Annotated in this window: 7 protein-coding genes; 3 read left to right on the top strand and 4 right to left on the bottom strand. The window is 73.1% G+C overall.

Features of this window, described 5'->3' with window-relative positions; genetic code table 11:
* Positions 1–99 precede the first annotated feature (99 nt).
* Both VIW71_RS16040 and VIW71_RS16035 read left to right on the top strand, forming a co-directional pair.
* Complete coding sequence (locus tag VIW71_RS16040) at positions 100–864, top strand: class I SAM-dependent methyltransferase (protein WP_331622967.1); 765 nt, start codon at positions 100–102, stop codon at positions 862–864.
* Positions 861–1940 carry a prenyltransferase gene (locus VIW71_RS16035; RefSeq protein ID WP_331622966.1) on the top strand — a complete coding sequence of 360 codons (1080 nt, stop codon included), beginning with the start codon at positions 861–863 and terminating at the stop codon, positions 1938–1940. The genes VIW71_RS16040 and VIW71_RS16035 overlap by 4 nt, the downstream gene beginning before the upstream one ends.
* 131 nt (positions 1941–2071) lie before the next feature.
* Here VIW71_RS16035 and VIW71_RS16030 read toward each other — a convergent pair whose 3' ends face one another.
* From VIW71_RS16030 to VIW71_RS16015, 4 genes are all read right to left on the bottom strand, one after another.
* Positions 2072–2359 (bottom strand): hypothetical protein, encoded by a 288-nt coding sequence (locus VIW71_RS16030; protein WP_331622965.1) that lies wholly within the window; start codon positions 2357–2359, stop codon positions 2072–2074.
* A 117-nt stretch (positions 2360–2476) separates the two neighbouring features.
* Complete coding sequence (locus VIW71_RS16025; RefSeq protein WP_331622963.1) at positions 2477–3283, bottom strand: hypothetical protein; 807 nt, start codon at positions 3281–3283, stop codon at positions 2477–2479.
* 230 nt (positions 3284–3513) lie between these two features.
* Positions 3514–4470 carry an N-acetylmuramoyl-L-alanine amidase gene (locus tag VIW71_RS16020; protein WP_331622962.1) on the bottom strand — a complete coding sequence of 319 codons (957 nt, stop codon included), beginning with the start codon at positions 4468–4470 and terminating at the stop codon, positions 3514–3516.
* Positions 4471–4847: 377 nt separating this feature from the next.
* Positions 4848–5474 carry a class I SAM-dependent methyltransferase gene (locus tag VIW71_RS16015; RefSeq protein ID WP_331622961.1) on the bottom strand — a complete coding sequence of 209 codons (627 nt, stop codon included), beginning with the start codon at positions 5472–5474 and terminating at the stop codon, positions 4848–4850.
* A gap of 214 nt (positions 5475–5688) precedes the next feature.
* On the opposite strand from VIW71_RS16015, the gene VIW71_RS16010 reads away from it, so the two are divergent.
* Positions 5689–7137, top strand: coding sequence for an MFS transporter (locus tag VIW71_RS16010; protein ID WP_331622960.1), 1449 nt, complete (start codon positions 5689–5691; stop codon positions 7135–7137).
* Positions 7138–7161 lie beyond the last annotated feature (24 nt).

Genomic DNA, 7161 nt, shown 5'->3' with positions numbered 1-7161 from the left:
CCCCCCCCCCCCGCCCGTCCCCGGGCCCCCCCCCGGGACCGCCACCGCCGAGCGGACCCGCACCGACGAAACGGGAACCCCCGTGGGGAGCAATCGCTGATGCTGACCGTCGACTTCACCCGTTTCCCGCTCGCCGCGGGCGACCGCGTACTCGATCTGGGGTGCGGTGGCGGGCGGCACGCCTTCGAGTGCTACCGGCGCGGCGCGCACGTCGTGGCGGTGGACCGCGACGGCGAGGAGATCCGCGAGGTCGCGAAGTGGTTCGCGGCGATGAAGGAGGCCGGGGAGGCGCCCGCCGGGGCGTCCGCGGTGGCCATCGAGGGCGACGCGCTGCACCTCCCGTTCTCGGACGACAGTTTCGACGTGGTGATCATCTCCGAGGTGATGGAGCACATCCCCGACGACAAAAGCGTGCTCGCCGAGACGGTCCGGGTGCTGCGCCCCGGCGGCCGGATCGCGGTCACCGTGCCGCGCTACGGCCCGGAGAGGATCTGCTGGGCGCTGTCCGACGCGTACCACGAGGTCGAGGGCGGCCACATCCGCATCTACAAGGCGGACGAACTGCTCGGCAGGATGCGCGAGGCGGGCCTGGAACCGTACGGCACGCACCACGCGCACGGCCTGCACGCGCCGTACTGGTGGATCAAGTGCGCGGTCGGTGTGGACAACGACACCGCCCTGCCGGTGAAGCTCTACCACAAACTGCTGGTCTGGGACATCGTGAAGAAGCCGCTGGCCACCAGGCTCGCCGAGCAGGCGCTGAACCCGCTGATCGGCAAGAGCTTCGTGGCGTACGCGACCAAGCCGCAGCTTCCCGTGGACGCGGTCTCGGTTGCCGACGCCGGCCCGGGCGCCGCCCAGTGACCTCGCCCAGTCGCGGGCAGGGCCGGACCGAGCGGCTGGTACTGCCCGGCGTGCTCACCGCGGAGCAGGCCGCGGCGACCGTGGCGGCGATCGCGGACCAGCAGCGTCCCGACGGCGCCATCCCCTGGTTCCGCGGCCACCACCTCGATCCCTGGGACCACATCGAGGCGGCGATGGCGCTGGACGCGGCGGGCGAGCACGCCCGCGCGGAGGCCGCGTACCGCTGGCTGGCCCGGCATCAGAACCCCGACGGATCCTGGTACGCCGGGTACCAGGACGGTGATCCGGAGCGGCCCACCGACCGCGGCCGGGAGTCCAACTTCTGCGCCTACCTGGCGGTCGGCGTCTGGCACCACTATCTGGCCACCGGCGACGACACGTTCATCGAGCGCATGTGGCCGCACGTGAGCGCGGCCGTGGAGTTCGTGCTCGCGCTCCAGCAGCCGGGCGGGCAGATCGGCTGGAAGCGGGAGCACACCGGGGAGGCCGTGGGCGACGCCCTGCTGACCGGGAGCTCGTCGATCCACCAGGCGCTGCGGTGCGCCCTGGCCATCGCCGAGCACCGCGAGGAGCCGCAGCCGGACTGGGAGTTGGCGACCGGCGCGCTCGGCCACGCGATCCGCCGGCATCCCGAGCGGTTCCTCGACAAGAGCCGCTACTCCATGGACTGGTACTACCCGGTGCTCTCCGGCGCCCTGCGCGGTCCGCGCGCGCTGGCCCGTATCGAGGAGGGCTGGGCGCGGTTCGTCGTGCCCGGGCTCGGCGTGCGCTGCGTCGTGCCCAACCCCTGGGTGACCGGCGGGGAGAGCGCCGAACTCGCCCTCGCCCTGTGGGCGGTGGGGGAGTCCGACCGGGCGGTACGGATTCTCGCCGACATCCAGCACCTGCGGGCCGAGGACGGGCTGTACTGGACCGGGTACGTGTACGAGGACGACGCCGTGTGGCCGGTGGAGCGTACGACGTGGACGGCGGCGGCGATGCTGCTGGCGGTGGCCGCGCTCGGAGGTGACGAGGCGACCACCGCTGTCTTCGGAGGTGAACGGCTGCCGGACGGGCTCACACCGGGCTGCTGCTGAGCGGTGCATCGAGGGCTGACACACGAGCTCACGCAGTGGCCGGCCGAGGAACGAGGCCGTCCGCGGAGTGAGCGAGCAGAAAGCCCGAGTGAACGCACGGGGTCAGCGGCAGCCCGGTGTGAGCCCGGCGGTCAGGCCCGGTTGACCCGGCCCGCGACCGCATGCGCGACGAGCAGGTAGACCGCGGCGGGCAGACCGTAGTTGAGGACCGCGCGCCACTTGGCGTTGTCCGGGGTGAAGAGGTCCTTGGACCAGCCCGCCAGCCAGTCCGCGGCGTCATGGACCCAGCCGACCAGGTCGTTCGCCCGGTTGGCGTCGAACACGAAGAACAGGATCCACAGGACGAGGATCAGTGCGGCGATGTCCGCGGCGATGAGGATGATCGTCGCGGCGGGATTTCCACTGTACCGTTTGGCCATGTTCCTCGCCTTGCCCCGACCGGGTTGTTGAAACTCTCTTCAACTCCGCCCGGGCCGGAACCGACCGCGGCCGGTCGCCCCTGGGAAGGGGGACCGGCCGCCGGGTGCGGGAGGGGTTCAGCCGCGCTGGATGCCGCTGCTGTCCTGGAGAAGGCCGCGACGGCCGTCCTGTGTCTGGGCGACCAGCGCGGGGCCGCGCTGGTCGACCGCGAGGTACCAGGTGCCCGGGGTGAGTTCGGCGATCTGCCCGCCCGAGCCGTCCTCGGCGAACAGGGGGCGCGGGACGGGGACGGCGAACCAGAAGGACGTGAAGTCACCGGCCGGCTGGGCGGCGGCCGGCTGCGGGGCGCCGTACGCGGGCTGACCCTGGCCGTAGGACGGTTCGACGGACTGCGCGCCGCCCGGGTAGCCGTAACCGGCCTGCGGCGGGGCCGCGTACGGCTGCGCGCCACCGGCCACACCACCGTACGGCTGCGGGCTCGGGGCGCCGACCAGCGGGGCCTTGAGCGCCGGCAGGCGGCTGGACAGCGGCGCGACGACCGCCATGGCCACCCCGAAGATGAGCGTCAGCCAGGCACCCGCGCCCCGCTCGACACCGTCGGTGTTGTGGAACAGCGTCGACCACAGCGCGGTCCAGCCGACGAACACCGACAGGGCGATGGTCCACTGCTCCAGGGACAGGCCCAGCAGCTGCCGGCCGGCGAACTGCCCGGCGCGCGCGGCGAGCAGCGCTCCCGCCGCGGCGACCGCGGCCAGCGTCACCGAGGGCAGGATCGGGAAGATGTTCGAGTCCCAGGTGTCGATCGAAGCGCCGCCGCCGAACTGCGAATCGGCCTTGAAGAACGGCAGGAACGAGGCGATCAGGAGCAGCACCGCTGCTCCGATCACCGCGCCGTCTCCTCGGGTCAGGGAGCGGATGTTCACGTCAGGTCCTGTCCTTTGTCAGTTCGGTCGTTCGGTCGGTTCGGTCAGGTCGGTTCGTACGGTTGGTGCGGTCGTTCCGGTGTCAGGCGGTGCCGGGGTCGTCCGGAGGCCGTGAGGCGGTCCACCCGTCACATGGTCCTGGGCGGTGACCCATCGTATTGGTGTGATCTTCGGCGGGAATCAGGGTCCGGTCTTTGGTGCACGATCCATACCTGACCGCTACAGCCCTGTCACCTCTTCCCCAGCAGGAAGGCGGTGAGCGCGTCAGCGATTCCCCGGGCAGCGTCCTGCCGCCACGCGGGGTCCGTCAACGCCTCGGCGTCATCCGAGTTGCGCATATTGCCGCATTCGATGAACACCTTGGGCACGGTCGAGAGGTTGAGGCCGCCGAGGTCGTCGCGGACCGTCAACCCCGTACCGCCGCCGGTGTAGTCGGCGTACGGCTCCCCGGTCGCCGCCTTGAAGCGCGCGCGCAGGGCCGTGGCCAGCCGGTACGACGGAGCGGTGATCGTACGGGTGTCCGCGCTGCCGGTGTGCAGCGCGGCGGGCGCGATCACGTGGAAGCCGCGTCCGCTCGCCGGGCCCCCGTCCGCGTGGACGGACAGGGCGACGTCGGCGTGCGCCCGGTTGCCGATCCTGGCCCGTTCGTCCACGCACGGACCGTACGAGCGGTCGCCGTTCTGCGTGAGCGTCACCCTGGCGCCGCGGCTGAGCAGGATCGTCCGTATCCGGCGGGAAACGTCCAGCGTGTACGACGCCTCGGCGTAGCCGGCGTCGGTGGCCGTGCCGGTGGTGTCGCACTCCTTGAAGCCGGTCCCGATGTCCACGAGGCGGTTGATCGCGGTGGTGTGGCTGGCGTTGCCGGGGTTGTGGCCGGGGTCGAGAACGACGGTCCTGCCGGTGAGCGGAAGCGATTCAGCAGGGGCGGTGGCAGCGGGGGATGGGCCGGCGGTCGCGCTGCCCGTTTCCGGGGCGGACGGGGAAGCGGTCGCCTCGCCGGTCCCCGGGCTGCTCGGCGCGCGTGTCACGGGACCCGCCGGGTCCCCGCCCGTGGCGCCCGAGTCCGCGTGCGAGTCGGTCGTAGCGCCGTACAGCAGCCAGCCCGCGACGCACGCGGCCGCCGTCACGGCGACCGCTATGAGGAACGGACTGCCTCGGCCGCCCCCGCGTGACTTGTTGCTGAACACGACCGCGACTCTATCGTGGCCGGAAACCTCCCCGTCCCCACGAAGCCGTCCCGGCCGGCCCACCCCGGTCCGGGCCCGGTGGTTCGGGTGCTGGCCGGGAGCGCGGGCGTTGCATGGGCCCGGCGGGTTTGGGTGCTGGTCGTAGGCGGCCCACCCTGGTCAGGCCCCCAAAGGCTTGGGTGCTGGTCGGGGGCCGGAGGCGTTGCGCGGGCCCGGTGGTTCGGGTGTTGGCCGGGGGTGGGGGCGTTGGGCGGGCCTGGTGGTTCGGGTGTTCGTCGGGGGCCGGAGGCGTCGCGCGGGCCCCGCCGGGCTGTTGGCTCGGCCCCTGCTCCGCCGCTTGCCCGGGCCGCTTGCGGCGCCCCGCGCGGTTGCCCGCCTCAGCCGCGCTCCCGCCGCAGCACCCGCAGGGAGCCGGTCACCCCCGCCTCCGTGAAGTGTCCGGAGGCCAGTGCCCGGCGGTAGACGCGGTACGGCGCCTGGCCCCCGGCCGCCGGGTCGGGGAAGACGTCGTGGATGACCAGCAGGCCGCCCTCGGCGATCAGCGGCGACCAGCCCTCGTAGTCCGCGGTCGCGTGCTCGTCGGTGTGGCCGCCGTCGATGAAGACCAGGCCGAGCGGCTGCCGCCACACCCGCGCCACCTGCGGCGAGCGGCCGACCACCGCGATCACGTGTTCTTCGAGACCCGCCGCGTACAGGGTCCTGCGGAAGTGCGGCAGCGTGTCCGTCCGGCGGGTGACCGGGTCCACCAGTGACGCGTCGTGGTACTCCCAGCCCGGCTGCTGCTCCTCGCTGCCGCGGTGGTGGTCCACGGTCACCACCACCGTGCCCGCGCCGCGCGCCGCGTCCGCCAGCAGGATCGTGGACCGCCCGCAGTACGTCCCCACCTCCAGCAGCGGCAGCCCGAGCCCGGCCGCCGCCTCCTTCGCCGCCGCGTGCAGCGCCAGGCCCTCGTCGAGCGGCATGAACCCCTTGGCGGCCTCGAAGGCCGCGACCACGTCCGTCATGCGCTCACCCTACGAAGGGGGTGCGGCGGTCGGCGCGGCGAGCCGTACTCCGGGGCCGGCGCGGGGAGCCGTACTCCGGCGCCGACGTGGGGGCCACCCTCCCGCCACGCAACGCCGCCACGCAACCGCCGCCGGGGAACGCCCGTTTCGCCCCCGGGTCGTAGGTCGAAATCCCGATACTTGCGTGACAACCCCTCGCGGCAGCATGGACCGCATGACTGAACTCCTGGGACAGCGAGAGCAAGCCGGCCACGGCAGGCGGAGGTCCACCCCACCCGCATGGGCGGTGCTGCTCGCGGTCTGTGCCGGGCAGTTCCTCGTCGTGCTCGACGTGTCCGTGGTCAACGTGGCGCTGCCGTCCATGCGCGCCGACCTCAGCCTGAGTGAGACCGGGCAGCAGTGGGTGGTCAACGCCTACGCGCTCACGTTCGCCGGTTTTCTGCTGCTCGGCGGCCGGGCCGCCGACCTGTTCGGCCGGAAGAGGACCTTCCTCACCGGCCTGGCGCTGTTCACCGTGGCCAGCCTGGCGGGCGGTCTCGCGCAGTCGTCGGGGACACTGATCGCGGCCCGCGCCGTTCAGGGCCTCGGCTCGGCCGTGCTCGCCCCGACCACCCTGGCGATCCTCACCACCTCCTTCCCGGAAGGACACGAGCGGACCCGGGCGATCGGCGCCTGGACCGCGGTCGGCGCGGGCGGCGGCGCGGCGGGCGGCCTGGTCGGCGGCCTGCTCACCGACTACCTGTCGTGGCGCTGGGTGCTGCTGGTCAACGTGCCGATCGGCGTCCTCGTCCTCACCGGCGCCGCCGCGTGGCTGGCCGAGAGCCGGGGCGGCGCGACCCGCCGCCTCGACGTGCCCGGCGCGATCCTGGTCACCGGCGGCGTCGCGGCCCTCGCGTACGGCATCGCGGAGAGCGAGTCGCACGGCTGGTCGTCCCCGAGGTCCACCGTCCCGCTCGTCGGCGGCCTGGTCCTGCTGGCGCTGTTCACCGCGGTGGAGGCCCGGACCGCGCACCCCCTCATACCCTTGCGGCTGTTCCGGGTCCGCTCGGTCTCCGCCGCCAACACGGTGCTGCTCACGGCCGGCGCGTCGACCTTCGCCACCTGGTACTTCCTCTCCCTCTACATGCAGAACGTGCTGCACTACAGCCCCGTCCGGGCGGGCCTGTCCTTCCTGCCGCACACCGTCTGCATCATCGTCGGATCCACGGTGGCGCCGCGTCTGATGGGTTACGTGGACGGCCGGCTGGTCGGCGCGGCCGGCGGGCTGATGGCGGCGGCGGGCCTGGCCTGGCAGAGCCGCCTCACCGTGGACGGCGGCTTCTTCGGCTCCATACTCGGCCCCGGCGTGCTCACCATGCTCGGCGCGGGCCTGATGCTCACCCCGATCGCGGCGGCGGCCACCTCCGGGGTCGGCATCGGCGAACAGGGACTGGTCTCCGGACTGCTCAACACCTCACGGCAGTTGGGCGGCGCCCTCGGCCTCACCGTCCTCGCCACGACCGCGGCCGACCGGATCTCCTCCCGTACGGCGGCCGGCGACGTCAAGGCGCAGGCGCTCGCCTCGGGTTACTCGCTGGCCTTCCTGCTCGGGGCGGTCTTCCTGATGGTGGGCACGTGCCTGACCGTACTGCTGCCCAAGCCGGCGCCGAGGGCTGCCGCGTAGAGCCGGGCGGGTGGCGGGCACCGC

The organism is Streptomyces sp., from assembly GCF_036524955.1.
In the GTDB taxonomy this organism is placed as follows: Bacteria; Actinomycetota; Actinomycetes; order Streptomycetales; family Streptomycetaceae; genus Actinacidiphila.
This window is presented reverse-complemented; position numbering and strand designations above follow the sequence as displayed.